Here is a 26,844-nt window from a genome sequence, read left to right on the forward strand (position 1 = left end):
GCATGCCACCTGCTTCGGAAAGCTCATTACGCAGATCGCGACAGTGGAGCTGACACATATGTTAGAACCCCACGAATTATGTGATTAGTTAGCTGTCAGACTTATATATCGCCAATACACTCCGGAAACTTCGTAGTTGCATATGCCCTCAATTAAATCGTAAATAATTTCTTGTTTTATATAACGTACGTAGAAAAAGGAAGTCAAAAATGTTAATCACCTACCCTAGCTCATCCATATCAACAGCAGCCAGCATTTTTCCAACGGCTAAAAGCCCTTGGGAATTACCTTGCGGGCACAAATTAGAAAGTAATCAAGATTTAACCTTACTGGCATTCACAATCCGATGTCCTCAATGCTACGTAAACCTTGAAATAGACAACCGTCTTGAAAATTTCTCCATCCAACAAAAAAAAGCTTTACACGATAGGAAAATAGATATCAGAAACGCTCTTATTCAGGCATCGATAAGAGCAAACCCTAACTGGCTAATAATCAGCTGGTCCGTATTTGAATACTATCTTGAGAACGATCTTTTTTATGCATTCATCAATCGATCAAGAAATGAGGAATGCCCTATCTGTCGTTTATCTCTAGAAAACTTTTCAACAGCAATCGTTTTGAGCTGCCATCACTCTTACTGTAAAAACTGTCTGGAAAGTTGGCTTAAAACCCCAGGATCCAAAAAAGAATGTCCTTTATGTACAAAAGAAATAGTCACTGAAGAATTGACAATACTTCTCCCACATATAAGACACCATCCAAGAAACCATCGTCCAAGAGATTTTTTCCAAAACCTATTGGCTATTTTTATCCAACTAATTGAACAACCTCATCTTATTGGCATAGAACCCCGTCCAGCTATTCATCAACACTTGCCTTTCGGTGATCCACAAATTAATCGTCTGGATGAAATAAGAGACATATTTAATAGAGTCCTTGAAGATAGATGGCTTCCATTACGCTTGATGTGGAATCGCCCAATTATTCTGTTCGCACCGGCATTACTGCCATTACCGTTATTTCCTATAGAACATTTACTATATTTAGTACAGTTACTACCAGCGTTAGCAGTCCTAAACATGTATAGACTCGCAATTTTTGATGTAGGCCATGAATTAGTAATTAATTACCAAGCTGAAAGAAATCAATTCCAAGCTAACAATATGGGACTGGCTGATTATGCTACAGCTGTAATACGAACAGTTGGTAGAACATTTGATAATTTAGTTCTAGCACCGATGATACCACGATTAAACCCAAACAATAATGCTGAAATAAACAGAGCTGCTGACGTTGAGAGATGGCCAATCAATAATGCACGCGCAGACGCTCATGCCATCATAGAAAGGGTAAGAAACGGAGATATCGAGCAAATTAAACACCTTATACTGATTTTCGGGTCAATTGTTATCGGCCTTATCATGACCATAGCCTATGTTGCACAAATTAATGACGCATGAAATGGGTACAATCGTATACAGTTAAGCTTCTTCGCTATCACCTCACAAAATCCGTCCTGCTGCGGATTGTCCAACCGAGCTAAGCCCTGTATAAAGGGCGGTCTACCGAGGGAACCGGCCTTGCCGCTGACAGACTTTCCGCCAGGAAGTTTCAGTCACCGGCTGCAACACGCTATTGTTCTTACACTGCCAAACTGCGGGAACCTGAACGTCGCCTATGATCACGCGATCCGCACACAATCTGACTACCGAACCTGTCGCACCGGCCCACCGGCCAGCCTGGCAGCACATTCTCAGCGACGCGATTACCGATCCCGCCGCGCTCCTGCGCCTGCTGGAACTGGATCCCGCCCTGCTGCCCGCCGCACAAAAAGCCAGCGAATCCTTCCGCCTGCGCGTACCGCTGCCCTATATCGCCCGCATGCAGAAAGGTAACCCTGACGACCCACTGCTGAAACAAGTGCTGCCGGTCGCGGATGAACTGATCAAAACCCCGGGCTATTCCGCTGACCCACTGGGAGAAGCACCGAAGAATGCCAAAAAAGGTATCCTTCACAAATATCGCAACCGCCTGTTGCTGATGCTGGGCAGCGCCTGTGCCGTCAACTGCCGGTTCTGTTTCCGCCGTCACTTTCCCTACGACGACAATAAAATGAATCGGGCCGAATGGCAGGAAGCGCTCGATTACATCGCTGCGGACACCTCGCTCACGGAAGTGATTTTCAGCGGTGGCGACCCACTGGCCGTGAACGATGCCCGCCTGCGCTGGCTCACCGAAGCCATAGCCGAGATTCCCCACGTCAAACGGCTGCGTATCCATACACGGTTACCGATCGTGGTACCCCAGCGGATTACCGAGGAGATGCTCAGCTGGTTCACTGGCACCCGTCTGCAGCCAATCCTTGTCGTGCATTGCAACCACGCCCGTGAGATTGACGCGGATGTCTGCCACAGCCTGAATAGCCTGCGCAATGCCGGTGTTACCCTGCTCAGCCAGACCGTGGTGCTTCGCGGCATCAACGATAATGTGGAGGCGATGGTCGAACTGAACGAAACATTGTTCGACAACGGCGTGCTGCCTTATTACCTGCACTTATTCGACAAAGTGCAGGGCGCCGCTCACTTCGATCGGGACGAAACCCACGTCCGCCGCCTGCTGGGCGAGATGAGCCGTCGTTGTTCCGGCTACCTGGTGCCTCGTCTGGCCCGTGAAAAGGCCGGTGCCCCCTGCAAGATTACCCTCTCTCCGCTATACGAACACTGATCAGCAAGCACCGTACCGGAAACCGGCTCAGCCTCTGACAACGGTTTCCGGATGACAACTGCGTCACACTTTCATTACCATGGACAGATAAGAATACGAATTCACGCCATCCGGCACCCAGCATGGAGAGGGGCTCATGGATACGTCAGTGCAGAATCTGGCGCTCAATGTTCCCGCGCACACGCAAGATACGCTGCAATTTTGCGCAGCGGAAATGCCTGCCATCCGTTACTGGCTGAGTCAGCTGCCCAAGGCCAACCTGGGCGAGACCGCCCGCCAGCTCTACCTGGCATTGCAGGACCTGAACCTGACCCGGCTCTCCTCTACCCTGCGCCTCGACATCCTTGAGCAGATGCGCCCCTGTGTGCATTACACCTGCCAGGCACTGGGCAAACACTTTCTCCAAAAAACCGTGACGCTGGATCCGCGCGAACAGAAAATTGCCAATTTATCCCAAGCGCTCAGGAATCACCTTCTCTGCGGTTACAAACAGGTTATCCTCGCAACACACACAGAGAAGCAACAAAAAGCCAACAGGTTATCCACAAGGCGACCAAACCCTCATCGACAGCGCCGTCTGCCACTGGCGCTGCACCGTGCGCTGTCGGAAAGCTGCGACCACATGCTGACCGCTTACCAGCTTTATTCACAACTGCCGAGACACTTCTGGCTGGAGTTACACACACTGTACCGGCTGGCGGACCAGTATCAGTTACTGTCCATCAAAATCCATGAGCCGGAAGCGCCCAAGTCTCCCGAGATGTCGATTGAAGATGTTTACAAGCGCGCCCTGCTGATGGCCCGCTCACGGCCAAATATGCTTCGCCAGATGGAACTGCAGCAACTCTCGGATACGTTGAAACGCTGGTCAGGCGCAGCAAGCATTATTGATGACAGCGTAATAGAAACACCTTTCGTGGTAGATATCACAGCCAACCATGGACCGGACTACCCGACGGACAACGAAACCGCCCGTGACACGAACCTGCGCGGACTCGACACTGGGAGTCTGATTAACCTGCTGACAGATTCACTGGCAGAACCCAACCCTGCCGACAGCACGCTGACACCACCACTGCCGGAACACCTTACCCGTCACCTGCTGTCCGCCTGGAGTCACAAGACCAACCGCAAGTACAACCGACAACAAACCGAGGGCCGGCTGTCGTTTGTGACCGGGTTTACCGCCTGCCATTATTACCTCAGCAACCAGATGCCGTTTGACCGCTTCCTCACCCGTACCATGGGTTATACCGCTATTCTGAAAAACCAGACAGCCATGGCCACGGTGGATCGGGATGTGTGGTCCCATGTGGATAACGGCACCGGTATCTGCGGTGAATCCCCCATCACCAAAAGCGATACCATCCTGTTTTCAGGTGCATCTTCGACATCGCAGAAAGCCAAAACCCGAGAACATACGATCCATCAGGCATCGCTGGAGAACATTAGCCCGGAAGGCTACTGCCTGCGTTTGACCGGTGTGATTCCCCCCCAGATCCAGAGTGGGGAACTGATTGCAGTGCATGACAAAACCAGTCAGCAATGGACACTGGCCAGCATCCGCTGGCTGAAGCGTACCGATGACAGTACGGTGCTGTTGGGTATCCAGTTACTGACACCCGGCGCGCGGCCCGGTGCCGTTTCACTGCTCAGCAAAACGCGGGAACAGAGCGCCTTCATGCGCTGTTTCCTGCTGCCGGCCTTCCGCACCACCCACAATACCGAGAGCCTGATCCTGCCCCGGGTCGCATTCAAACCCGGCAATAAGATCATATTGAATAATGGCCACCAGCTTCTGCGCGCAAGACTGATCGACTGCCTGCAGACCACCGGCAGTTACAGCCATTTCACCTACCGGACGTTTGAACAACTGGCAGAACAGTCACAGGCACAGAAGGCCGCCTCAGGGGCGGATGATGACTTCAGCAGTATCTGGACATCCCTTTGAAACCTGACCTGAAACACAGTCATGCCCTTGTACCACCGCACTAATCCTTTAAGATAACGGGCAATAACAATGCATAGCGGTACCCATGGCAGATAATAATCAGACCATTCGCCTGCTCCTGCTTGAGCAATCCCAGAATGATGCCGAACAACAGGTCAACCTGTTTCGAAATGCCGGCCATGCGATTCGTATGCATCGCATCACCTCGCCGGAGGATCTTGATGATTCACTCACCAGCCAGACCTGGGATTTGCTGATAGCCGCAGAAGAGACCGACACCCTGAACGCCCGTCAGGTACTGGACCGCATCCGGCACCTGAAGCGGGATATTCCCTCGATCATTCGCGTAGGAAACAGTGAACCGGAGACCGTCGAAGCCTGGCTGCAGGCCGGCGCCATGGATGCCATTCCTGCCGGTCGAGATGTACACCTGCTGCTGGCGTCACTGCGGGAAGTCGCTCACCTGAACGACCGTCGTCGTCGCCAACAGGCGGAGTCTGTGCTGTCGGAAACTGAAAAGCGCTGTGAACTGCTGCTGGAAAGTTCCAAGGACGCCATCGCCTACGTCCACGATGGTATGCATATCTATGCGAATCCTGCCTACCTCACCCTGTTTGCCTGTGATGATCCTGATGAAATGATCTGCATCCCCGCCATCGACCTGATTCATGGCGAAGACCAGGCGGCGTTCCGGCAGTTCCTGAAGGATTTTCATCAGGGCAATGACGTCGGAGAGCTTACATTTCAGGGCATGCGCAGTGATGACAACACCTTCAAGGCCCGGATGACACTCTCCGCCGCCAGCTATGAAGGCGAGCCCTGCACCCAGATTGTCATCCGTATGGACCGGGTAGACCCGGAACTGGAAGCGCGCCTGCAGGAACTCAGCCACAAAGACCTGACCACCGGGCTCTTTAACCGGCAGTATTTCGCCGAGCAACTGGCTGGCGCGGTTGAGCTGGCAGTGCAAGGTAAGAGTAATAGTACATTGCTGGATATTCGTCTGGATACCTTCAATGACGTCAAGCGCTCCCGCGGTATTGCCGATGCAGACCTGCTACTGGCGGATGTCGCCAAGGTCATGCAGGGATATATTCGGGAACCACAGCTACTGGCTCGTTACGGGGATGATATCTTCCTCGCACTGATTTATGGGGATGACGAAGACACGCTGGATAATCTGACCACAACCCTGCTGGCGGCGGTTGAACGGCATCTTTCTGAGGTATCCGGACAAACACTGCAATCCACATTGTCGATCGGCCTCATGCCGGTCAACGGTCAGCAACAGGATATCGAGTACCTGCTGACCCAGGCAGAATACGCCTGCATCAAGGCCCGTAAGGCCGGTGGTAACCAGACGGCATTACACGATCCGAAGGAAGAACTGGAACGCAAAGCGCGGGAAGGCAACATTGTCGCCATGGCCCAGAACGCTATGGAAAACAACGGTTTTACACTGCTGTACCAGCCTACCGTTAACCTGGAGCATCCGGAAGAGCAGTATGAAGTGTATGTCCGGCTGAACAATAACGATGAGGAAGATAGCATCACCACGGCAGAGTTCCTGGAAGCCTGTCAGAAAGCCGGACTGGCCCGAAAAGTGGATCGCTGGGTGATTCTGCAGGCCATCAAACAGCTGGCAGAAAAGCGCAAGACACATCCAGAAACACGACTATTTGTGAATATCAGCGGAGAGTCGGTACGCGACCAGACATTGCCATCATGGCTGAACATTGCCCTTAAGGCAGTCAATTTGACTGCCAATAGTCTTACCATCCAGATATCAGAAAGTGAGTTGGTAAAATACCTGAAAAAAGCGGAACCGGTGTTCAGTGCATTAAAAGAAAATGGCTTCGAACTCTGCATTTCCCACTTTGGCCTGGCGGACAAACCGCTTGCCACGCTTTCACATATCGCTGTTGATCGCGTAAAAATCGATGCCAGCTACATTGCTGATATCACGACGGACGAAAAGAGCAAAAATCAGCTGCAGGATCTGGTCAACACGTTGTCCGATAATGATATTACCGTAGTAATGCCCCGCGTTGAGTCGGCCAGCGAACTGTCCTGCCTGTGGCAGATGAGTGTGGGTTATGTGCAGGGTTACTATATTCAGGCGCCAGAACCGGACATGCATTACGATTTCGAGCAGTAACCCGATAAAAATGCTCTTCTTTTCTTACCTATTCTCCTGGCATTTCTGGTGTCAGGAAAACCTCTCCTATCGCTTTACGCCCACGATCTTTTTGGTTTCTAGCCTGTGATCTCAACTGCTGCGGCGTAACACCAAAATACCGCTTGAACTGTTTACTCAGGTAACTGCTGTCGTGAATGCCGATCTCCAATCCGAGCAGACCAATAGGGTGGGTGCTGTTTAACAGACGCCAATGGCAATGCTGCATGCGCATCCCATACCAGTGCTGCCGAGCACTACGGCCCAGGTTATCCACAAATAAACGATCCAGCTGCCGTCGGCTCACCCCTAGTTGATGAGAAAGTTGTTCAATGGAAAGCGTTTTTGCCAAATTCTGTCGCATCAATGCAATAGCACGTCCGACCAGACGACTCTGGCCAGGCGCTTCACTCAGTGAACGCAGCGCATGGTGCGAACCCCGGCTTTCATCCACCAGCATATCCGCCAGCCCCTTCAGCGCCAGTTCACGACCACTGTGACGAGCCAATAGCTCAACGGCTAAATCAACCGTGGCACAGCCACCTGCACAGGTAGCCCGTTTGCCATCAATACAGTAGAGGTCTCTCTCCCTTATACGGCTATTGGGGAAAGCATTTTTGTATTCCGCTAAGTGCCGCCAATGCACCACCACCTGATAGCCCTTAAGCAAACCGCACTGTGCTAGCAGGAAACTGGCGTTATCCACTGCCACCAGTGTCAATCCACGCCGAGCAGCCTGCCTTAGCAGTGTTTGGTAAGACGGTGCCATAGCCTGGGCCGCTTGGGTTGTACGGGGACCAAATATCACAAGATAGTCATAGCCCGTGAAACCCTCAGGTGCCATCAGCGTCTCAACCTCAACCGGTACCCCACTGCTGGCGTTAACAGCACAGGCCTCCAGCCCGACCAGTTGCCAACAACAATAACGCTGCTGGCTATGGTCTTCTTCATCCGCAGAAAAGCGCAACTTATCGACAAAGCCGCCCAGTGCCAGTAACGAAAATCCCGGCAGCGGTAAGAGCAGAAAACCTGCTTCAAGCGGTGGTTTAGGCGTCGTCATCCAACATCCCGAGTTGTCCTGAAATTACCAGCATACGACCAGAACAGACCGTCTAGTCAGAATCGGGAGTCAGTATACTCGTGATTCTTTGATTCAATGATGTGAGATGTTTTCGTGGCGTTAGAAACCTGGTTTTTGTTTGCTCTGGCGATGATTGGTCTGGCTCTGGCTCCCGGTCCCAATGGCTTACTTGCCTTGTCCCACGGTTTGATATATGGCCATCGTCAGGCACTGTTTACAGTGCTTGGTGGTACCTGCGGTTTTATTCTTTTAATGGCGATCTCTGTTCTTGGCGTTGGTGCGATTATGCAAACACATGGCAGTTTGCTGATGATTATGAAGACAGCAGGTGCACTCTACCTGACCTGGCTCGGCCTTAAGCTGTGGAAAACAGCTGCGCCAGAATGCCAGGAAAACCAAGCCAGTGACCGGGTCAGCCGAAGAATACTCTTTCGGCAGGGGTCATTGACAGCACTGGCAAATCCGAAAGTCATCCTTGTGTTTGCTGCTTTTATTCCGCAGTTTATTGATCCAACCCGCCCACTGTTTTCACAGCTGCCGATCATGATCCTGACATTTGCAGCCTGTGAGTTCATGGTCGAATATACATTGGCGAGAATTGCTCACTGGTTACGTCCCTGGCTCAACGCTCATGGTCGTATTTTTAACCAGTGCTGCGGCAGCGCCTTCATTCTGATTGCCCTGCTCATGGCCTTTGAGCAACTCGCCTGAACGTCATCACCACCTTCTGTGAGAAACAGCATGAAAACCTGCAAGACATTGTTCGCGCTATTCATGCTGGGTTGTTTGCCACTGAACCACTCAGCAGCAAAAGAGAATAGTATGTCTACTTCACTGGAAAAGGCTCGGCAAGAAGCAGACGCCATCAAGCCCATGCACCTGTTGGATGGAACGTCTGTCGAGTATTACTACCAGAACGGTAGCGGGATACAGCTTGAACTCTACGACGGCATGCTGCGATATGAATGGATTGCCGGGCCGAGAAAGGGTAACGGGAACAAGGATTTGCCCTACCGGTCACGGAAGATCGGTGACCGGTTTTATGTCGTCAGCTGGCTGGAGCCATCCCACCCTGATTACACGACGCTGATTTTTAATTTCAATAACAACGTCATGTATTCCTCCGGTATTTTCCGGTTTGGCACACCCGATCAGTTTATCCGGTTTGACGGTGGGATTATTGAAACGGTCCATCTGGTGGAAAAGGAAAAATAACCCTTCATTCGCGGGGCCGGACGGGAAAGCCCGGCCTCCAAAGACAGGATTCAGTGATGCAATGCATCCAGGTCCGTATCACGCCAGCCAAGCAGATAAAGAATACCATCGAGTCCCAGCGTGGAAATGGATTGCCGGGCCGACTGCTTCACCAACGGCTTGGCACGGAATGCCACACCTAAGCCTGCGGCGGCAAGCATCTCCAGGTCATTGGCGCCATCGCCGACGGCAATGACCTGCTCCAGACGACACTGTTCCTTTTCTGCCAGCTCACGCAGGAGTTCGGCCTTGCGGCTGGCATCCACGATCCGTCCCTTCGCCTCACCCGTCACCTTGCCATCGACAATCTCCAGGGTATTGGCATGGATATAATCAATGCCCAGACGCTGCTGCAGATATTCAGCGAAATAGGTAAAGCCACCGGAGACGATGGCCGTCTTGTAACCCAGTTGTTTCAGGGAACCAATCAGACGCTCCGCGCCTTCTGTTAGCTTGAGCCGTGCTGCAACTGTCTCCAGAACCGCTTCATCCAGCCCTTTCAGCAGGGCCAGGCGCTTGCGGAAACTTCCGGCAAAATCCAGCTCTCCACGCATGGCGGCTTCCGTGATGGCAGCCACCTCTTCGCCAACACCGGCTTCGATTGCCAACTCATCAATGACTTCCGCCTCGATGAGAGTGGAGTCCATATCAAACACCACCAGTCGTCGGGTACGCCGGTAGATAGTGTCTTCCTGGAAGCCGATATCGACATCCATTTCAGACGACAACTGCAGGAAATCCGCCCGTACCCGCTGCAAATCTTCCGGCGTTCCTCGGACGGAAAATTCCACACAGGCGCGGGCATCCGCACTATTTTGATCCAACGGTACACGGCCTGAAAGGCGGGTTATGCGGTCGATGTTGAGGCCATGTGCTGCGGTTATGCCTGAGACCCGCGCCACTTGCTCCGCTGTCACGCAACGCGACAACAGGGTAACGATGTAACGATCCTTGCCCTGCGCCTGCACCCAATCCTCATACTGGGATTCGGTGACCGGTTGATAACGCACCTGCAGGTCCATTTTGTGGAAGTGAAACAGCAGTTCCTTGAGGACGGGATCACTGGCATCTTCATCCAGCAACCGCACCAGGATGCCCCAGGTCAGGGTGTCATGAATCACGGACTGGCCAATATCGAGGATTTCCAGGCCATGTTCGGCCATGATCGACGTGATGCCGGAGGTCAGCCCCGGCTTGTCCTGCCCGGTGACATTGAAGAGGATAATTCTGCTCACACCCTGCCCCTCAGAGGTACCATCGGAAATTGTTATGGCGGCATTCTACCAGTCCCTGCGGTTGCTTGCGCATGCAAATCCACCGGGCGTCAGGCAAAATCGCCGGCATGAGTGGAATGAAACGTTCCTGAAAGAAAATAGTGTTTGCACAACACCTGCAGACACAGACAGTATTAACAGATAACCCGTAACAAGCGCAGACCTCCGTGAGTCAAACCAGCGATTCTTCATTGTTTACCCGCCTCAGCCGTCGTTTCCGTCAGGTTGTCAGCCTGTCCGGACTATCCCTGAGCCAACAACTCATTACTCTGTTCATGGTACTGGTGCTGACCAGCCTGACCCTGTTCACCGCCGTAGCCACCCGGGAAATCAACAGCGCCAGCCATCACCATGCGGACCTGCTAGGCTCCGCACTGGCACAACAGACCGCCCGTTTTGCCACCGACATGCTGGTTACCGGTGACCGGCTCAGCCTGACCGTGCTGCTCAACGACCTGGTCAAAAAACCCTATGTGGCACGGGCAGCCATCTACAGCATCGACAACAACCGTCTCGCGATTGCAGAGAAGGATGATGTCGATCTGAATGACCGCTATATCACCTATTCCGAACCGATCAATTATCAGGAAGTCATTGCCGGGTATGTCCGCATTCAGCTTGATGAAGAGCGACTGACCCAGCCGGCAACGGACGCCACCATCATCATCCTGGCGCTGACCGCCCTGTTGCTAATGAGCGGTGTGGTGCTGATTGTGAACTACAGCCGTAACCGAACCCGGCTCATGCAGCGAGCCATCCACCAGCTGGAGGGTCTCTGTGATGGCGAAAAAGCCTGTGACGAGAGTGTTAAAGATGAGCCTCGACGTCTGATCAAACAGCTGGAGTTACTGATTACCCGTGGTGCAGTGCCGACACCTCAACCCGAAAAACCGCTGGAACCGGCCAACAGCCCGGTACCGGCGCTAGAGCCACTTCCACCTGAAGCCTTGGGTGAAACTGCCCTGCTGGCGGTCCGGTTCCGCAACTTCGGCAAGCTGCGCCAGTGCCTGCCCGCTATGGAGCTGCACCGGCTGATTCGACAGCAAATTCCTTTGGTCGCTAAAGCTGCTCAGCTTTATGGGGGCAAACTCGCATACTCTGCGGAAGGCAATGCCTTTATCAGTTTCCATGAAGCGGAAAACAGCGATTATGCATTTAATGCCGTCTGTTGCGCCCTGCTTGTCCGCACCCTGCTCGGCCACCAGCCGGAACACGCCGTGGCGCGTCTGGAAAGTGGTACGGGCATCACCATCGCCGAGCCCCTAACGCCTGGTGATACCCACCCCGCACTGGCGGACTCTGCGGCCAGTAAAGCGCTGCTACTTGCCAGTCTGGACGACGATGAGCAACTGCTCGTGGATCAAACGATGATTCAAACAGCGGGTGTGACCACTGAGGAGACGACGCACGAAAGCGGAATCTGGCAGGTCACCGGTGTGGATGAAGCAGTTGAAAACCTGATCAACCAGCAGTGCGCTAATCTGCTGGGGCAACGGGAAGTTGAGGAAGCCTGATCATTCCTCTCGACTTTCTTCCCATCCCACACATGGAACATTAGTACCGGTTAATTTCGGACACCCTCTTTACATGACCTGAGAAGGCGGCATAATCGGAACGTTAGTACAACAATAAAAATAATAATCAGGATTTCCCATGCGCCGTCTTTTCGGAACGCCGCTTGCCAGACTGCTGGCAGGATTCTGCGGTTGTCTTACCCAAGTCGCTGTCGCCCAGTTGACGCCGCTTAATGATGATGAGCTGGCCCTGTCTACCGGGCAGGCCATGATCAAAATTCAAGAATTTAATGACCACACCCAGTCCGACGGCTCCACGCTGGATTTCACCCGTATCTCTTTGGGTGGTGTACTGGAAGTTAACGCCAACATAGACCGCGCAACAGTCATGCGTTACGACCGAGATGATTGTGGCGACTGTGGTGATGGTAACTATAAGACCGCCTCCACCACTTACCCGGATGGCGCTGTGAATTTTGAAGATCTGCTGGCCGGTTTTGACCGGGAAGCGGGTAAGGAAGCAGATGCCCAGCTGCGTAATATCTCTCTGGGAACCGTGGATGAAGACGGCAACGTTATCCCGGTTGTTATGGAAGATCCGTATATTGAATTTGTCTGGGATGAATTCGAAGGCGAGAGGGTCCTGGTCGGCTTCCGTATAGGGCAACACAATGCCAGCGGGGTTATGGGTAATACCATTGATACAATCAGTGGCACCGTACAACCACTGGTTAATGTACTGGCCTCCGCCATTGGCATTAACCTCCAGTCAAAAATAAACTTCGATTTCTCTGGCGTCAGAACAGGCGGCAATATCAACAAAGACCAAACTACCTGTGTCACAAATCAAAGTGACTGTAACACCATTCTGACCCTGGCCGGCACTGAAGCCCAGCTGCGACCAGTGGAATACAACCTGCTGGATAACGCCAGCAAGCTTTTCATGTCACTGTCATCCATTGCTGTTGATTATCCGGAGATCATTCCGGGAAGCGGAACATCGCCAACTGCGCAATCCGGCTTCTGGGTCAATATGCAGTATGACATTGCAACAGACACTGGCTTGAAAGCCTTCACCGAGCTGTACGAGCACCCTGATAACTATTTTGAAGGGAACCCAATTGCGGATGCCGTTTATAACAGCGCCGTGCATCAGTATTAACAGGCTGGACTTGAATATGATGAAGACCACACCACTGCTCATCAGCTTCCTGATCGCCCCCAGCCTGACCAGTGCTGACCTTCGCCCCATGGATGATAGCCAGATGTCCGACATATCCGGTGCCGGGGTCGGATTGGTGATTCAAAACATGGCGCTGGAAAGTGATGCCAACAGTCGTATATCGGTGGATTTCAGTGATTACAACAATCTCACTCTGAGCGACCTGGATATTACCGGCAAGGGCGGTGGCACCTTTTCAGTCGGCAATGCTGATGATCCGATACAGCTTGATGTGGTCGAAGAAGCACTGCCCGCGAATGGAGGCCAACCTACCGACATTGTCAGATTGCAACTGCCCAATACCGCCGATGCCATCGATATGAATGCCCAGATTGATTACACCTTTGTCGATGGTTTCTATGAGGAAACGGGTAGCTATCAGAGTCCGCACCCCATTAACCTGGCTTTCAACGGCCTCACCTTTCAAGACAGCAAAATTGAACTCTGGGGTACGGAGAACCAGGGACCAGGCATGGCCATTACCATTGGTGGAGACATCGAACGTGTCTGTATTCAGGAAAACAATGCCGCGTGTCCCCAAGTCGCTACCGATGCAGGCGGTAAAATCATCCCGGTTGCGCCCGGTATCGCGGCCGTGACGGGCATTGAAATCCGAAACCTCGAACTTGGCAACCAATACCAGCCCCTGACGGTCAGAACCATTGAACAGGCCAAAACACAGATCAGAGTCAGTTCACCCACCCTGAAAAACCCAACCAAAAAGAATGTGACTGGTGGCAATGTCGCTCGTTCTGTACTGGATGGACCCACACTGGAAAAGCTGAATAATCAGTATTATCGACTGGGCGAAATCCAGTACCGCGATAGCGCCGGTGCACCTGTGCAGACTACGGTGGTTCCCAGCCTGCAGTTTGAGATCGCACCACTGACACAGGAACTGGCAACCCAGAAATACACCAACCCGGAAACCGGTGAGAAATATACTGCAGAAGAGTACCGAGCAACGCTTGGCAGTATCAAGATCAAGGAAATCCAGCTCAGTAAGGTCAATAAAGATACCAATCAGGTGGAAGCAGTCGTTTTCTCGACCGACGGTCTGACCAATCCGTCACGAACACTGGAGACCGGTGGTATGACTTACGATATCGGTCCCAATGTCATTGAGATAGAAGGGATTGATATCCAGATGCTGCGCTTTACCAGCCGCGACGTTCTTTACTGACAGGAGCCAAACCATGAAAAAACATCACCTGCTTCTGTTCCTTACCTGCCTGACCAACGCCGTCTGGGCTGATCTTACGCCTATGCTGGATGATGAACTGCAATCCATTGATGGCCGTGCAGGCATTACATTGGCCTCAGATCAATGGTCAATGTCAGCGGACGAACTGCGTTACCGTCATGAGGGAATGTCCCACGATCTGGTCATGGCAGATATCAGTGTTTCATTAGAGAATGTCAATATTGGTCTGGATGTGGTCGATGATCTGGCCGGCAATGGCGGAACGCCGAGCGATACCCACGCACTAGCGCTCAGTTTTCAAACACCGCTCAATATCACCTCCATGTCTTACACGCTGGATGCCACGAATGGCTCTGCCAGTGGCCTAAAAGGTGACCTGAAAGCTTCCGTAATCCCTACAGACCCAGTGCATACCTATTACCTGGTTCCCATGAACTATATAGCCAGAGACTTTGGCGGAAACTTTACAGTTTCCATCTCAGGTGCTGAAGCCGGTAATGCAGTGACACTGGATGAAACGTTCCGACGCGATGGTTCTGGACAGCCCATAAGCGTCACAACCCTGGCGCCGGGAACCACTAGCGTAGACTGGAGCTACGGCTCCGATGGTACCCAGGGATGTTACAATTCAGGCATCATCGGTGCGGGGTTGTGTGACCGTTTTAATCCCAATGCTACCAATAATGACTATATCAAGCTGACGGTAAATAGTTATGACAGCCAGGTCATAACCCTTCGCTATGAAGCCTATGATTCCGATAATTGGGCTAGCGCCAAGGAAGATGAATTCCTCTGGGTATTGAATGATGATTACAGCCGGTATCGCTGCGCAGGAGCCAACAATGAGGAATGTGTTGATGTCAATGGAAACCGCGTCTGGAACAACGTATCGGGACTTGCTGACAATAACGGTACAGAAACGATCACGCTGCGAGTGGGAGAAGATCAACCTGTTTATCTGCCAGATAACAACATTTTCGTGGGCGACCCGTCTCAGCAATACCTGATGAAAGTGAATGCCAGCGGCTCATTCAATATCAGTGGTACTGTATATACCTTCGCTAATTAGGAAAACATGAGATGCGGCTTTAAAGCCGCATCTCAATACCTCGTTCTGCCATATACTGCTTGGCTTCCGGAATCGTGTGCTGACCAAAGTGAAAGATACTGGCAGCCAGTACCGCATCGGCCCGTCCTTCCTTGATCCCGTCCACCAGATGATCCAGTGTGCCGGCACCGCCTGAAGCAATCACAGGAATGGTAAGCGCATCACTGATTGCCCGAGTGATGCCAAGGTCATACCCATTCTTGACGCCATCCTGATCCATACTGGTCAGCAGGATTTCACCGGCACCATAATCTTCCATCTTTCGTGCCCATTCAATAGCATCCAGCCCGGTGGGTTTCCGGCCGCCGTGGGTAAAGATCTCCCACCGATCAGGCTCTCCAGCCTGGCTGACCTTCTTGGCATCAATGGCGACTACAATGCATTGGGCGCCAAATTTGTCAGATGCCGCACGAACAAAATCCGGGTTAAAAACAGCAGCTGTGTTAATGCTGACCTTATCCGCTCCCGCATTGAGCATGGTGCGAATATCGTCCAGTTCACGGATACCGCCACCAACTGTCAGCGGAATAAAGACCTCGCTGGCCATCCGCTCCACCGTATGCACCGTGGTGTCCCGATCTTCATGGCTGGCGGTGATATCCAGGAACGTAATCTCGTCAGCGCCCTGTTCGTTGTAACGGCGGGCGACTTCCACCGGGTCGCCGGCATCCCGGATATCCACAAACTGCACGCCTTTGACGACGCGGCCGTTATCCACATCCAGACAGGGAATAATGCGTTTGGCCAAACCCATGACTTACTCTCCTGCCGACTGAACACAGACCTGATCAGGTTGGTCACAGAATGCCTGAGCCTCCGCGACATCCAGCGTACCTTCATAAATCGCGCGACCGGTAATCGCCCCCAGAATGCCTTGGTCTGAAACCGCTTTCAGGGCACGGATGTCATCCATATTGGTGATACCGCCGGAGGCCACTATGGGAATGTTCACACATTGCGCCAAACGCAGCGTCGCTTCCACGTTGACACCTTGCATCATGCCATCACGGGCGATATCGGTATAAACAATGCTGGAAACACCATCGCCTTCAAACTGGCGAGCCAGATCGATGACATTGATATCCGAGACCTCTGCCCAGCCATCGGTTGCCACCCAGCCATCTTTGGCATCCAGACCAACAATGATATGGCCGGGAAATGCCTTGCAGGCTTCCGCCACAAACGCCGGTTCACGCACGGCTTTTGTGCCAATAATCACGTAACTGACGCCCGCTTTCAGGTAAGCATCAATGGTTTCCAGTGTACGGATGCCACCACCAATCTGGATGGGTAGCTCCGGATAACAGGCTGCAATCGCACGCACCACTTCACCGTTAACCGGCTCTCCGGCAAAGGCGCCATTAAGGTCCACCAGATGCAGCCGTCGACAACCCGCCTCAACCCAGCGCTGGGCCATAGCGACGGGGTCATCGGAAAATACGGTGGAATCGTCCATCAGTCCCTGACGCAGGCGAACACAGGCGCCGTCCTTGAGGTCTATCGCAGGTATGATAAGCATGGAACGTGATTAACTCCCTGATACTTCTTTTGGTATCTCAACAACACAGCGTTGCGCAACGCGTATTCATTCAGATTTACGGATTCCAGCGCAGGAAGTTACCCAGCAGGGAAAGCCCGTCGTCTGCACTTTTTTCCGGATGGAACTGGACGGCAAACAGGTTATCCCGCGCCAGCACTGCATCAAAGGTCTGACCATAATGGCAGTGGCCGGCCACATCGCCAGTGTTATCCGCCGTGACATAATAGCTGTGGACAAAGTAGAAGCGGCTGTCATCAGCAATACCGGACCAGAGTGGATGATCCTGAGCCTGACTCACCTGGCTCCAGCCCATATGCGGCACTTTCAGTTTCTCGCCGTTTTCCTGAAGATCACGACCGAAGAACTTCACATTGCCCGGTATCAGGCCAATGCCCTCGACGCCGCCATTCTCTTCGCTGTGCTCCAGCAACACCTGCATACCGACACAGATACCCAGCAGAGGCCGGTTCTGCACCACCTGCTGCACCAGTTTGTCGACACCCTGCCGGCGAATTTCCGCCATACAATCGCGAATGGCGCCGACACCGGGAAGCACCACCCGGTCAGCTTCGAGAATCACATCCGGCGAGGCAGTCACTTCCACCCGCATGCTGTCCGGCGCCACATGCTCGAGTGCCTTGGCCGCCGAATGCAGGTTACCCATGCCATAATCAATGACCGCTACTGTCTTCATGCGCTCTCCATTGATAACCGTTTGCCTTATACGGTATTACAGGCAGCCTTTGGTCGACGGCATCTGGTCCGCCATACGAGGATCGGCTGTTAACGCCATGCGCAGGGCTCGACCGAACGCCTTGAAGACCGTCTCAATCTGGTGATGGGTGTTCATGCCTCGCAGGTTGTCCACATGCAGCGTGACCTGGGCATGATTAACGAAACCCTGGAAAAATTCACGAAACAGATCCACATCGAAACCGCCCACAATAGCGCGGGTATAATCGACGTTAAATTCCAGACCAGGACGACCGGAGAAGTCAATTACTACGCGGGACAGCGCTTCATCCAGCGGCACATAGGCATGGCCATAACGGTTGATGCCTTTTTTATCGCCTACGGCTTTGGCAAATGCCTGTCCAAGGGTAATGCCGATATCTTCGACGGAATGGTGGTCATCAATGTGCGTGTCGCCTTCACACCGGACATTGAGATCAATCAGACCATGCCGGGCAATCTGGTCGAGCATGTGTTCCAGGAAGGGAATACCGGTATCGAAAGCAGCCTGCCCGTCTCCATCCAGGTTGATTTCTGCCCGGATGCGGGTTTCAAGCGTATTGCGCTCAACGGTGGCCTTGCGGTCAGCCATAATCTGCTCCGTTTGGGATAACTGTCGCCGGCTGTCACGGTAAAAATCAGCCATCAGCAACAGGCCTCTGGGGCGTTTGAGTTATTCTGGTGGGGGCATTATATAGTCTTGCGCAGGGCGTGACACGAATTCCTTGTCGCCAATGCAGACTTGCGATCAGCCGCGCTGGCCGTATTATCCCTCTCTCCTTTCATACATCGTGTTTTCAGGTACTGCCTCATGCCCATTCTGCTCGAAGTCCTCCCGATACAACCAACGCCCAGCGACCTGAATGACCTGCAGAAGATTTACCAGGATGCACCTGACGGACTATTACCAGAATCCTGCAATATTGAAGACATTGCAGCCCTACTCACAACCCTGCGTCCGGATGCCAGCACACAACTGTATGGAGCCCGTTTTAATGACCGACTGCTTGGCGCCGTCGCCGTAAAAGAAACTACGCAGGCCCTGACCACCAGCTATTTGTGCGTTAGAAAAGTAACCCGTAACCGGGGCGTGGGAAAACGGATCATGGACGTACTGAACCAGATAGCCGACGAACAAAACCGCGCCCTGCACTGTGCAGTACCCAAAGACCTGCAACCATCCGCACTACCAGCCTGGTTAAAGGCACAACTTTAACCGTCGTCTACCAGCAGCCCATGATTTCATCCAGATTCTCGTCATGGGCCTGACGACAGGATCGCCCAGTGACATCACTGAGCGTCAACAACTCCCGCGCCAGACGCTCCAGCTTCAACGTCTGGTAATGCAGTTCCTCGGTAATATGAAATAACTCCCGAGAAGCCGGCGCAGCTTCAAGTTCTGACGACAGAGTCGCCATCAGCTTTACCAGTTCGGACGTCAGTACACGCCCTTTCACCTGCAATTCACCATACGCCATTTACCCAGCCTCAAATTTTTACAAATCAGGCAAGCATAGTGTGTGACAAGAAAAACACTGCATATAAAGTGGTTTTTGTTACTTCCTGTGCATAACACCCTTGAAGCACCATCGCAGCTGGGCTGGCGCAGGCTTGCAATCACCCACCAATCAGATAACTTAAAAGAGTCGACACCGGAATAACACAATGAAAGGACGCACGTTCCCGTTACCAACACTGCTGAGCATCAGTGTGGTGGCTGCCGTAGGCGGCAGTGGATACGTTTCGCCTGTTTTAGCCCTGTCATCCCCCGTTGGCTACACCGCCGCCTGGCAGTGTATGTCCACCATCAATGAGGACTGGCGCTGCAGCCCAGGCCCCGGGCAACCCTATACCCTGACACTGGCGGAAGTGAAAGAACTCCGCTCAGAGATTGCCAATTCACTCGCCAACCTGACTCTGAAAGAAACCAACCCCCGGCATCCGGCTGTCGATCCGACCGAAAAGATTCTGGCGCTGAAAAAATACGAAGAACATCCCATGCGCAGCCTGGCCGAACAGGACTGGGTGGATCGTCTGACCACAGCATCCTCCTGGCCGGAAGATCAGAATCTGGTACCTGAGCCGGATCTACCCGCGCCTTCAGCCGGTGATATCTCAGAAGATGAAGTCCAGAATTCCATCCTTCTTTCACAATGGCTGAAACGGGCCAAGAAGCGTTCATCCTGGAAAGAGGCTGAAGAACCTGAAGCCGTCAGCCACCTGGACGATACCCGGCTACTTCATAACCTGGTCGACAATTCACGGGAAACCTACGAAGAACAGAAGCAAGCGGCCAAATCCGGCGCACAGGATTTATCCGCAGATCAGTGGCTGGACAAGGCAACAGCCCGCTCGTCCCTGACAAAGTCAGATGATCACGAGCATGAACTGGCTCTGTCCGCACGGGATAACGATTCCGATACCTCAGGTATTCTTTCCGGACTGCAGCCCGGACCGGCGTTTCCGCAAAAAACAATCACGTCACCGGATTCTCTGCTGCCACCCGGCATGGTGCAATCCGCACCTATCACCAGGAATCCTTATACGGTTGCGAAGCAACTGACTCAGTCACAGTCCCAACCAGTAGCGCCTGCACCACAACCAGCACAAATTGCTCAACCTCAGCCAGCATCACCTCCCAAGCCTATCGGCGTTGGCGGACAACTGCTGGTCAGGCAGGCTACCGGGCAGCCGCCGGTTCCCCAGGGATATGTCCCGACACCCGAACCGATGCCTGAGCCCGCAGCAGCACCGGCCTATGCAACCGCTCGGACAATATCCCAGCCACTCCCCCCCCTGCCGGATGTTGAAGTGACACCCGCAGAACGGGAGGCACGGGCTGTACGACCGAGTGTGGCGAGTCAACCTCAGCGTCGCATGCCCTACGGCATGGACATGCCGCCTGACCGTTGGCGTTATGCACCTCACAACACCCTGCCTCCCAAGACAAATCATCCTCTGGCATCAGCGCCGCAGCGTCGCAGTGATCCAAGGAACGTCAACATTCCGGGAATGGCTGAACAGCAGCAGCCACAGCAACCCTATTACAATTACAAAACCGATGACCGTTCAACACTGGCACCACCGCAATCTGCAGGCAACTATCAGCCATCCATGCAGGCTCAGCCAGGTAACGCCGTATCCCATGGGCAGACAAGCTGGTCTCTGACGGGACAGCCGGTAGCAACCTACGCACCCGCACCACGCCAGGCACCAGCTCCCCAGCAAACCTCTCAACAACAGGTAGCGCAGCAACCTTATCGCTACCGGGCAGACGAACGGTTAGCGCCGTCGCTGCCGAAATACAGCACCGAGCCAGCATGGCCCCAGGCAGCGGCAGAGGATATTCCCAAGCAAAAGCCTGAGAATGCCTATTCGCGGATGCAGCAGTTCAACCGGCCGCCGCCCATATCCCCTAATGACATTTTCAAGCTGGCCTCCAGCGCGCCAGAGGCAAAACAGCCTGCGACAGAAGCCAAAAGAAAACCGGAACCACCGTCAACGCCAGTCAATTCCATTGAGCGTTTCCGGCAGAAAACTGCTGAACCGGATCCGATACGGTCACCCTATCAGTCCAACGCACCGCAGCAACCGGCTAATGACCGCTACAAGCAGCCAGCGACTGATGCCTACAATCGTTTCACGGGTAATAGCCAGACGAACACCCAGCTATCGACGCACAACACCTACGCCTCCAATTCCTATAGCGGCGGCGCCGTGCAACCAGTCAGTTTCAATCAGCAGTCGGAAGCAACCGGGTCTGCAACACTGAATCAATTTCTCAAAGCACCCAGGAATCATCTGACCATCCAATGGCTTGCGACCACACAGCCGGCCAAGATCATGCGTCTGCAGCAACGCTTCCCGGCATTACGGGATGCGAGTGTTGTACGTTTCCGCCGACAGGGCCAGACATGGCACATTCTTCTAACCGGCATCTACCCGAATAAACACAGTGCCAGCCAGTTACTGAATCAGGAACCCTGGAAACACATCGCCCGTGCACTGAATCCCTGGACACGATCCCTGGCTGGTATCCACAAGCTGGATCTGGTCATGCCCAACACGACTCATACCGCACCAGATGTAGGACACGCACCGGCAGCCTTACCCCAGGGGGACTACACCATTCAGTGGGCGATTGCCCAGACTGCCGGTGAAATCCGTGAGATTCAGGCACGTTATCCTCAGCTTTCCGGTGCGGATGCGATTGAGATTCCACGCCGGGGCGGCAGCAGCTATGCCTTGGTACAAGGTCGCTACCGGGATAACCTGACCGCCATGGACGCCCTGCGCCAACCGCGCATGGCAATGCTGGCCAACGACCTGCGCCCGGTCACCCGCCCTATGGCCAGCATCAGGAACAGTCGTCCCCTGCCTCAGGCAGTGTTCTCACACATGAGCATTCCCATAGATGACTCGATCCAGCGCCTTATGCAGGCACCTGACGGCACTTATACCATTCAATGGCTGGCAGCCAATAAACCGAATGTTCTGGCAGACCTGCAATACCGTTATCCGGAATTGAACGATGCTGTCACCGTCCGCTTCCGCCGTAATGACCGTGACTGGTATGTGCTGGTTCAGGGACAGTATCCCAATAGCCGGGCCGCACAACAGGCATTGCAAAAACCCGGCGTGAGGGAACTGGCTAACAAGCTGAACCCCTGGACCCGCTCCGTCGCCAGCCTTCGCAACGCTGTCGGTTCCTAGAACCGATAGAAAACATTGAAGTAGTGCCCTACACCGTTGGAATCGGTTTTCTTACCATCAAGAACTTCACCATTCTTCCACTGGGTCATATGGTGGTAGAGCTTGGCGCCATAGCCCGCTCCCCAATGTTTGTCGTGATACCAGAGACCCAGATAAGCCTGAAAGGAATCATCCGTCCGATAGGCTTTCTCAAAAGCATTCTCTTTCTTCGGAATTTTGCTGTCGAACTCCCAGTCAAAGTAACCCTGAAACGCAATCATCCGATCGCCATCCAGCATCTTGAGCGGCTTGAACCAGTTGGCATGCAGAACGTAGCCATCCCATGACCGTTCATTGGAAGCGCCATAGTTGTCGTATACATAGCGTTTGTAGAAATCCACGCCGGTCTTGCCCAGCCATGGCACCATCACATCGGCACCAAAACCGACCCAGAGGTTCTGTCCACCGCCGTTTTTATCGATAACCTTGTCGTTCGCATCCAGCTCATACTTATCCCCATCCATGGCATTAAGCGTGAACGACAGATACCACTCCACAATAGGGCCAATAGCCAGGTCTTCCCTGAACAGACCATCCAGAGAGAGTCTTGGTGACACCTTGGCAAAGAAGTTGTCCTGTTTATTCTTGTCGCTGTGGGAACTGCCCAGGATATCGAGGATATCCACATACCCGTAAATCGCGACGATCCCGGAACGACCGCCGAACTCAATTTCAAAGTAGGTGTCATCAAACTTGTAGGGACCACCTCGCTGGTCAATGCCCCGGTACAGGTGCCAGTTCATCCACAGATGATCATACTTCCGGGTATCTTCTGAATAATCTTCTGCCTGAACCGCACAGGCCATTCCCAGTATCAGACAGAATCCAGCCAGTCGGCGGAAAACGCGCAAACCTTCAACTTTACACACGGGACTTCTCCGGAAAAAACAGGGCGAGAGGGTGTAGAGATCAAGACAGCAGTAACCAACGCTTCAGCAGCGTCCTTGAGTGTAGACAGGAACCGTCAGAACAGCCGCCAAATACCCTGCAACAACCGGGATCAGGTGTTAGGATCACAACCGGGAAACTATGGATAACCGGCTAAAACAGCATCATGGAGAAAGTTGATACCGTCATTATCGGCGCGGGTGTTATTGGCTTGGCCATTGCCAGGCAACTGGCCCGACCGGGGAAGTCTGTGTTTGTGTTGGAACAGCATGACCACATCGGTGAAGAGACCAGCAGCCGTAACAGCGAGGTGATCCACGCCGGTATCTACTATCCTTCAGGATCGCTAAAAGCTTCCCTCTGTGTACGTGGCAAAGCATTGCTTTATGACTATTGCGACCAGCACCGCATTCCCTGTCGCCGTACCGGTAAATTGATTGTTGCCACCGCTGCAGAAGAGATCGACCAGCTTGAACGCATCCATGTTCAGGCAACAGCCAATGGTGTCAGGGATCTCCAGTGGTTGTCCCCGGAAGAACTGAAGGAGAAGGAACCAGTAGTCACCGGTATTGCCGCGCTGTTTTCCCCCTCCACCGGGATCGTCGACAGTCATACCTATATGCAGACCCTGTTTATGGAAGCTACACAGAATGAAGCTGAACTAGTGACAGGGACTCGCGTTCTGTCAGTGACCTGCTACAACAAAGAGGATGGTTTTCTCGTAACGGCCATGACCAATGGTGAAACTTACCAGTTCCAGAGTCGTACTCTGATCAATGCTGCCGGGCTCAGCGCCCAGCAGGTTGCAGCAGATATACCTGGTAGCGTTCCCATTCCTCCTCTCTATTTCTGCAAGGGACACTATTATTCCCTGCAAGGCAGCCAGCAGCCCTTTCACCATCTCGTTTACCCTGTGCCAGAGCGCAACACCACAGGGCTAGGCATCCACGCCACGCTGGATATGGCAGGCAATACCCGCTTCGGCCCCGACACGGCGTATATTGATAAGGTCGATTACCAGGTGCCTGCCGAGGCTCCGGAAAGCTGGTATGCTGCCATACGCCGTTACTGGCCGGCCCTGCCAGACGGCGCACTGCAGCCGGCCTACAGCGGCATACGCCCCAAACTGCAACAGGCCGGTGAAGCGTCCCGGGATTTCATGATCCAGGGTCAGGAAACCCACGGTCTGCCGGGGCTGATCAATCTTTTCGGCATTGAGTCACCAGGACTCACCGCCTCTCTGGCACTGGCCGGATATGTTGAATCACTGTTAGAGGGACAAGATCCCAGGGAACACTTGCAATGAAGACACTGTTCAAGTGGCTGACAGGTATTGTTGTCAGCCTGATCGTACTGGTCATTCTGGCTGCGGTGCTGTTGCCCGTCGTCATCAACCCGAATGATTACCGGGAGCAGCTTCGATCTGCAGTCTCTGAAAATACCGGTTACGATTTACATCTTAACGGCACGATCAACTGGTCTCTCTTCCCGCGGCTGGGCCTGAGTGTGGCGGATATCCAGGTTGACGATATCCACAACCAGCCACTGGCAACACTGAAACAGGCGGATATCCATGTTGCGCTGCTCCCGCTGATTCTTAATCAGCGTGTGGATATGCAGGCGCTGGTTCTGGATGGGCTGACCCTTAACCTCTCGCGCGATACCCAGGGAAAACCGAACTGGATTGAGCCCGAAGGCAGCGCAAGCACAGCGGCAACGGCCAGTGAACCGACCCAGACTGAACCCTCATCATCAAAGAAAACGCTGAGCCTTAACATCGCCAGCGTGGATATCAGCCAGATCAACCTGAATTACCAGGATCAACAGACCGGACAATCACTGTTGATCCACAACGCCCACCTGCAGACGGATGCCATACAGGCAGGCCAGCCGTTTAACCTGAAAGCAGGATTTTCACTGCAAAGCAGTGAACCGCCACTGCATGCAGCGGTGTCCCTGGAAACAGCATTAATGCTGAACCTCAGAAACAACACATTCAAAGCTGATCAAATCGACCTGACCATCACCCCGGAACAGCATAAGGAGCCAGTAAAGCTCACCATTACTGCCACACTGGAAGGAAATGATGGTCAGCTAGATGGAAACCTGACCCTGGAACCGGTCAATTTTCAACGTTTTCTGCAGCAACTGGGTATGCCCTTACCCGAAATGGGCAACCCAAAAGCACTGACCAAGGTCAGCCTGACAACCACGGTAAACACTGCCGATAACCGCGCCAGCCTGCAGGACGTCAATCTGGTGCTGGACGATTTCACAATGAGCGGTAAGCTGGCGGTGACTGACATCAGCAGTAAAGCGCTGCGCTTCACCTTGAAAGGCTCAGACCTGCAACTGGATGATTATCTGCCCCTGGTGCCAGCCGAACCTTCGACAGAGATCTCTACGAGTACGCAGGATCAACCGACGACAGAAAAATCCACCGTCAAAAACGCCTCCAATGCCCCCGTTATCCCGGTTGACCTGCTGAAGCCACTCAACCTTGAGGGAAAGCTGTCACTGTCAGCCCTGACAGTCAAAGGCTTCCGGTTTGACAAACCCACCCTGGCAGTCAAAGCCAATAATGGCGTACTGTCAGTCAGTAAGCTCAATGCCGGTTTCTATGACGGCGTCATCGATGGTAAGGCCAAAATCGATGTCAATGGCATACCACAGCTTTCCACAAGAAGCACGATACAAGACATTGATCTCCACGCACTGTCTGAAGCCGTTCCCGACCTCCAGGCGGTCACAGGAAAGACGAATGCCAGCATTCGGCTACTGACCCGCGGCCTTACGGAACCTGAGCTGATCCAGCACCTCAATGGCGTGATAGAGTTCCATGTCGATAACGGCGCACTGCACGGCGTCAACCTCAACAAGACGGTCTGCAGCGGTATCGCCAAAATACGGAAAAAACCCATCAGCAAGGCTGACTGGCCTGACGAAACTCAGTTCACGTCCCTAAAGGGCACGCTCAATATCAGCGATGGGGTAGCGACCAACAACAATCTCTGCGCGGCAATGGATCAGCTCAACCTCTGTGGCGGTGGCACAATTAATCTGGTTAAACAAAGCCTGGATTACACCATGGGTGTCACAGTAACCGGCAGTACAGCCGAAGAAGATGAGCCCGCCTGCCGCATCAATGAAAAGTATGCCGACCTCACCTGGCCGATTCGCTGCAGCGGAAAAATCGGAGACAGTGATCTGTGTGGCATCGATGAACAGCGCCTTGGTGAGCTGGCTGCCACCGTGGCAGAGCGGGAGTTGAAAGGGAAATTACAGCAGAAACTGGACGACAAGCTCCGCAATAAATTCGGTGACCAACTAGGTGAAGAACTTGGGGATAAATTAAAAAATCTCTTTCAATAGAAAGAGTTAGATACAACAAAAGTTATCCACATCCATCCACAGCTTTTGC

General features: G+C 53.1%; 22 protein-coding genes. 14 read left to right on the forward strand and 8 right to left on the reverse strand.

Translation table 11 applies throughout. The features are described 5' to 3' along the window. Positions 1 to 209: 209 nt before the first annotated feature. From KHS78_RS08360 to KHS78_RS08375, 4 genes are all read left to right on the forward strand, one after another. Positions 210 to 1,463, forward strand: coding sequence for an RING finger domain-containing protein (locus KHS78_RS08360; protein ID WP_211827207.1), 1,254 nt, complete (start codon positions 210 to 212; stop codon positions 1,461 to 1,463). Between the two features lie 217 nt (positions 1,464 to 1,680). Further along, entirely contained in the window at positions 1,681 to 2,727 is a 1,047-nt protein-coding gene (gene epmB / locus KHS78_RS08365; RefSeq protein WP_211827209.1) for an EF-P beta-lysylation protein EpmB, read from the forward strand. A gap of 136 nt (positions 2,728 to 2,863) precedes the next feature. Beyond that, on the forward strand, positions 2,864 to 4,678 hold the full coding sequence (locus KHS78_RS08370) for a hypothetical protein (RefSeq protein WP_211827211.1): 1,815 nt from the start codon (positions 2,864 to 2,866) through the stop codon (positions 4,676 to 4,678). 85 nt (positions 4,679 to 4,763) lie between these two features. Next, the gene (locus KHS78_RS08375) at positions 4,764 to 6,836 is read left to right on the forward strand and encodes an EAL domain-containing response regulator (protein WP_211827213.1); all 2,073 of its coding nucleotides are present in this window, start codon (positions 4,764 to 4,766) and stop codon (positions 6,834 to 6,836) included. A gap of 28 nt (positions 6,837 to 6,864) precedes the next feature. Here KHS78_RS08375 and KHS78_RS08380 read toward each other — a convergent pair whose 3' ends face one another. Beyond that, positions 6,865 to 7,914 carry a GlxA family transcriptional regulator gene (locus KHS78_RS08380; protein ID WP_211827215.1) on the reverse strand — a complete coding sequence of 350 codons (1,050 nt, stop codon included), beginning with the start codon at positions 7,912 to 7,914 and terminating at the stop codon, positions 6,865 to 6,867. 114 nt (positions 7,915 to 8,028) lie between these two features. On the opposite strand from KHS78_RS08380, the gene KHS78_RS08385 reads away from it, so the two are divergent. Both KHS78_RS08385 and KHS78_RS08390 read left to right on the forward strand, forming a co-directional pair. Beyond that, on the forward strand, positions 8,029 to 8,646 hold the full coding sequence (locus KHS78_RS08385) for a LysE family translocator (protein WP_211827217.1): 618 nt from the start codon (positions 8,029 to 8,031) through the stop codon (positions 8,644 to 8,646). 111 nt (positions 8,647 to 8,757) lie between these two features. Then, positions 8,758 to 9,150: a MoaF-related domain-containing protein gene (locus KHS78_RS08390; RefSeq protein WP_211827219.1), complete on the forward strand. Its 393-nt coding sequence runs from the start codon at positions 8,758 to 8,760 to the stop codon at positions 9,148 to 9,150. Positions 9,151 to 9,200: 50 nt separating this feature from the next. On the opposite strand, the gene serB is transcribed toward KHS78_RS08390, so the two are convergent. Continuing rightward, complete coding sequence (serB, locus tag KHS78_RS08395) at positions 9,201 to 10,424, reverse strand: phosphoserine phosphatase SerB (protein WP_211827221.1); 1,224 nt, start codon at positions 10,422 to 10,424, stop codon at positions 9,201 to 9,203. A 206-nt stretch (positions 10,425 to 10,630) separates the two neighbouring features. On the opposite strand from serB, the gene KHS78_RS08400 reads away from it, so the two are divergent. The 4 genes from KHS78_RS08400 to KHS78_RS08415 all read left to right on the forward strand — a co-directional run bounded on the left by KHS78_RS08400 (position 10,631) and on the right by KHS78_RS08415 (position 15,472). After that, entirely contained in the window at positions 10,631 to 11,977 is a 1,347-nt protein-coding gene (locus KHS78_RS08400) for a hypothetical protein (protein WP_211827223.1), read from the forward strand. A gap of 139 nt (positions 11,978 to 12,116) precedes the next feature. Continuing rightward, positions 12,117 to 13,139, forward strand: a complete 1,023-nt coding sequence (locus tag KHS78_RS08405; RefSeq protein WP_211827224.1) for a hypothetical protein — start codon at positions 12,117 to 12,119, stop codon at positions 13,137 to 13,139. A gap of 16 nt (positions 13,140 to 13,155) precedes the next feature. Next, a complete protein-coding gene (locus KHS78_RS08410; protein ID WP_211827226.1) occupies positions 13,156 to 14,382 on the forward strand; it encodes a DUF6160 family protein in 1,227 nt (408 codons plus the stop codon). Positions 14,383 to 14,395: 13 nt separating this feature from the next. Next, a complete protein-coding gene (locus tag KHS78_RS08415; RefSeq protein ID WP_211827228.1) occupies positions 14,396 to 15,472 on the forward strand; it encodes a DUF6160 family protein in 1,077 nt (358 codons plus the stop codon). Positions 15,473 to 15,491: 19 nt separating this feature from the next. On the opposite strand, the gene hisF is transcribed toward KHS78_RS08415, so the two are convergent. The 4 genes from hisF to hisB all read right to left on the reverse strand — a co-directional run bounded on the left by hisF (position 15,492) and on the right by hisB (position 18,375). Next, positions 15,492 to 16,265 (reverse strand): imidazole glycerol phosphate synthase subunit HisF, encoded by a 774-nt coding sequence (gene hisF / locus KHS78_RS08420; RefSeq protein ID WP_211827237.1) that lies wholly within the window; start codon positions 16,263 to 16,265, stop codon positions 15,492 to 15,494. Between the two features lie 3 nt (positions 16,266 to 16,268). Further along, the gene (gene hisA / locus KHS78_RS08425; RefSeq protein ID WP_211827239.1) at positions 16,269 to 17,030 is read right to left on the reverse strand and encodes a 1-(5-phosphoribosyl)-5-[(5-phosphoribosylamino)methylideneamino]imidazole-4-carboxamide isomerase; all 762 of its coding nucleotides are present in this window, start codon (positions 17,028 to 17,030) and stop codon (positions 16,269 to 16,271) included. A gap of 76 nt (positions 17,031 to 17,106) precedes the next feature. Next, complete coding sequence (gene hisH, locus KHS78_RS08430; protein ID WP_211827241.1) at positions 17,107 to 17,745, reverse strand: imidazole glycerol phosphate synthase subunit HisH; 639 nt, start codon at positions 17,743 to 17,745, stop codon at positions 17,107 to 17,109. A gap of 36 nt (positions 17,746 to 17,781) precedes the next feature. Further along, complete coding sequence (gene hisB, locus KHS78_RS08435) at positions 17,782 to 18,375, reverse strand: imidazoleglycerol-phosphate dehydratase HisB (RefSeq protein ID WP_211827639.1); 594 nt, start codon at positions 18,373 to 18,375, stop codon at positions 17,782 to 17,784. 219 nt (positions 18,376 to 18,594) lie between these two features. Here hisB and KHS78_RS08440 point away from each other — a divergent pair, with 219 nt between their 5' ends. Then, positions 18,595 to 18,999 carry an acetyl-CoA sensor PanZ family protein gene (locus KHS78_RS08440; protein WP_211827250.1) on the forward strand — a complete coding sequence of 135 codons (405 nt, stop codon included), beginning with the start codon at positions 18,595 to 18,597 and terminating at the stop codon, positions 18,997 to 18,999. 7 nt (positions 19,000 to 19,006) lie between these two features. On the opposite strand, the gene KHS78_RS08445 is transcribed toward KHS78_RS08440, so the two are convergent. Further along, positions 19,007 to 19,261 carry a hypothetical protein gene (locus KHS78_RS08445; RefSeq protein ID WP_211827252.1) on the reverse strand — a complete coding sequence of 85 codons (255 nt, stop codon included), beginning with the start codon at positions 19,259 to 19,261 and terminating at the stop codon, positions 19,007 to 19,009. A gap of 187 nt (positions 19,262 to 19,448) precedes the next feature. Between KHS78_RS08445 and KHS78_RS08450 the strand changes: the two genes are divergently transcribed. Continuing rightward, positions 19,449 to 22,496: a hypothetical protein gene (locus tag KHS78_RS08450; protein WP_211827254.1), complete on the forward strand. Its 3,048-nt coding sequence runs from the start codon at positions 19,449 to 19,451 to the stop codon at positions 22,494 to 22,496. Here KHS78_RS08450 and KHS78_RS08455 read toward each other — a convergent pair. Next, complete coding sequence (locus KHS78_RS08455) at positions 22,493 to 23,404, reverse strand: nucleoside-specific channel-forming Tsx family protein (protein ID WP_343216891.1); 912 nt, start codon at positions 23,402 to 23,404, stop codon at positions 22,493 to 22,495. The genes KHS78_RS08450 and KHS78_RS08455 overlap by 4 nt on opposite strands. 185 nt (positions 23,405 to 23,589) lie before the next feature. Between KHS78_RS08455 and KHS78_RS08460 the strand changes: the two genes are divergently transcribed. Together KHS78_RS08460 and KHS78_RS08465 are read left to right on the forward strand one after the other, a co-directional pair. Next, a complete protein-coding gene (locus tag KHS78_RS08460; protein ID WP_211827256.1) occupies positions 23,590 to 24,729 on the forward strand; it encodes an NAD(P)/FAD-dependent oxidoreductase in 1,140 nt (379 codons plus the stop codon). Beyond that, positions 24,726 to 26,795, forward strand: coding sequence for an AsmA family protein (locus tag KHS78_RS08465; protein WP_211827258.1), 2,070 nt, complete (start codon positions 24,726 to 24,728; stop codon positions 26,793 to 26,795). The genes KHS78_RS08460 and KHS78_RS08465 overlap by 4 nt, the downstream gene beginning before the upstream one ends. The last annotated feature ends 49 nt before the right edge of the window (positions 26,796 to 26,844 follow it).

Source organism: Kistimonas asteriae, assembly GCF_018263925.1.
GTDB lineage: Bacteria > Pseudomonadota > Gammaproteobacteria > Pseudomonadales > Endozoicomonadaceae > Kistimonas > Kistimonas asteriae.